General features: G+C 42.0%; 2 protein-coding genes. One reads left to right on the forward strand and one right to left on the reverse strand.

The window, feature by feature from the left end; genetic code table 11:
* Positions 1 to 204 precede the first annotated feature (204 nt).
* The gene (locus tag ACNRUY_RS26385; protein ID WP_488114646.1) at positions 205 to 903 is read left to right on the forward strand and encodes a hypothetical protein; all 699 of its coding nucleotides are present in this window, start codon (positions 205 to 207) and stop codon (positions 901 to 903) included.
* A 13-nt stretch (positions 904 to 916) separates the two neighbouring features.
* On the opposite strand, the gene ACNRUY_RS26390 is transcribed toward ACNRUY_RS26385, so the two are convergent.
* A complete protein-coding gene (locus ACNRUY_RS26390; RefSeq protein WP_488114647.1) occupies positions 917 to 1,780 on the reverse strand; it encodes a hypothetical protein in 864 nt (287 codons plus the stop codon).
* Positions 1,781 to 1,889 lie beyond the last annotated feature (109 nt).

The raw sequence follows: 1,889 nt of genomic DNA on the forward strand, positions 1-1,889 counted from the left end.
AACCTTCTCAAGCTTGATACTTCAGTGAAGGCTGGTATCAAGAACAAACGTAAAACCTGTGGCTGGGATGAAGACTATATGATGAAAGTGCTTGGGCTGATTGATTCTTGATCATGTTTTTGCCCTGAGAGAAACCCTTATACGGGGTTAAAGCTTCCTGGGCATTCGTCTTTTCCCTATCGCTTTCTTAGTTCTTTATGTTCCTTGCATGATATCAGTGCTCTTGGTGGGGCAGAGGATTATTTTTCTGTGCAGATTACAGAAGATAGTGGGCAGGAAACGATACTGAATCATGGGGCCTGTAGCTCAGGAAAAAAACCTTCAACTTTTGGTATAAGGCAGCGGGTGGATCTTCAGGCAGCGGCCGAACGATACTCTGTTATTGATCAGGAAGGCTCTGTAATTGAACCGCCTTTGTGCCCTGAAGCCGCCGTTGACAGTCTTTTCCGTCAAAGCCTTCAGCCTCATGTCAAGGCTGTGACAGAAGCCAGAGTGACAAACCGAAGCTCCAGGCTGAATCTGCTGGTATCGGTTATTTCAAATACACTGGATTTATTGAATCCGCGGGTTGTTTTTACTTTTGGGATGACTCATGAACGCTTGTTAAGCGAAGTGGTTGAATACAGTGCATCGGGTTCGACTCCCTCTGAGGTAGGTCGTAATATCGTTTTGATTGATCCGTTATCAAGTAACCGCTCAGACCACATAACCGCGTCATCTGGATATTATTTTACTTATGAGCCTGGTGCTCGTATGGTCAGCCAGATGGAATGGGAAAATATACCCTTTTTAGAAGGGGTTACTTTTCATTACCAGCTTGATGATAAGGCTGAGGTTGTGACTGAATTTCGAATTGTGGATCATGTTCATGGCAATACATTAAGCTTTTCTTTTCTTTATTGAGTTTGGATGATTGTCACTCAACAGCTTCAAAAATAATACTGTTCCTGTTGTCGGGGTTGTTATCGGTAATGGTTATTCTTACAACTCGGCTTCGAGTATCGTTTAGCTGATAGATTGTCGTTACACCATTTAGATAGTTGTTGATAGTCCTTTGTGTTATTCTGTTACTGATTGGGTTGAATGTGAAACTTTGCCAGTAAATATGAACTTCCTGGTTATTTCGAATATTAAATGGATTAATAAAAATCTCGTGTGAAGATACAGAGGATCCAGAATGAAACCCCCGTATTATGAGATTTTCAAAAAGTGCATTCATGGGGATTGCCATAAATGGGATTACTGGGTGAGATGCACGAACTCTTTGTTGCACCGCCATTAATCGGTGAAATGCTGGTGACTGGTGGACAGGAACTGAGGTAGACCACCCTGTGGAGCTTCCATGTTCATAGGTATCATTATTTGAACTCTTATCGTGGTAGCTTATATTTTTTGGAAGAAGTGCTTCCAATAATTTCTGATGGCAAACGGTTAGCTGGTCTTGTGTCTGGTGGATTTTGATGCTGTGTGATTGCTTATAACTCGTTTTTGGTGTGTCTTGATATCTTTGCTTCATTGCTCCTAGCCAGTCTGATGATTGATGTATGAGCGATAACATTTGATATGGGAAACAGCTGGCTAATGAGCTGAAGGGGTAATCCTGTTGAGGAAAGGAATTTACTTGTAGTGTAAATTCCTCACTCGTCTCGCCATCAGTGTTAATAGTTGTTTTTTTTGTGAGCAAGGCAATATTGACGCCATTGAAGAGTATGCGATAGGAATGAAAGAAATCGACAGCATAGGCTTTGTGTGTGCAAAAAACTACCTGATTACCACCCAACCTCAGCTCGATTTCTCGGCTAAAATGACGACACTGGCTTTCAGTTCAAGCGAGGTGTTGTCATGGCTAAGAACAAAATCCAGTTTCAGAAAGGCTTGAGCATTACGGC

It is taken from the genome of Endozoicomonas sp. Z74 (assembly GCF_057680865.1).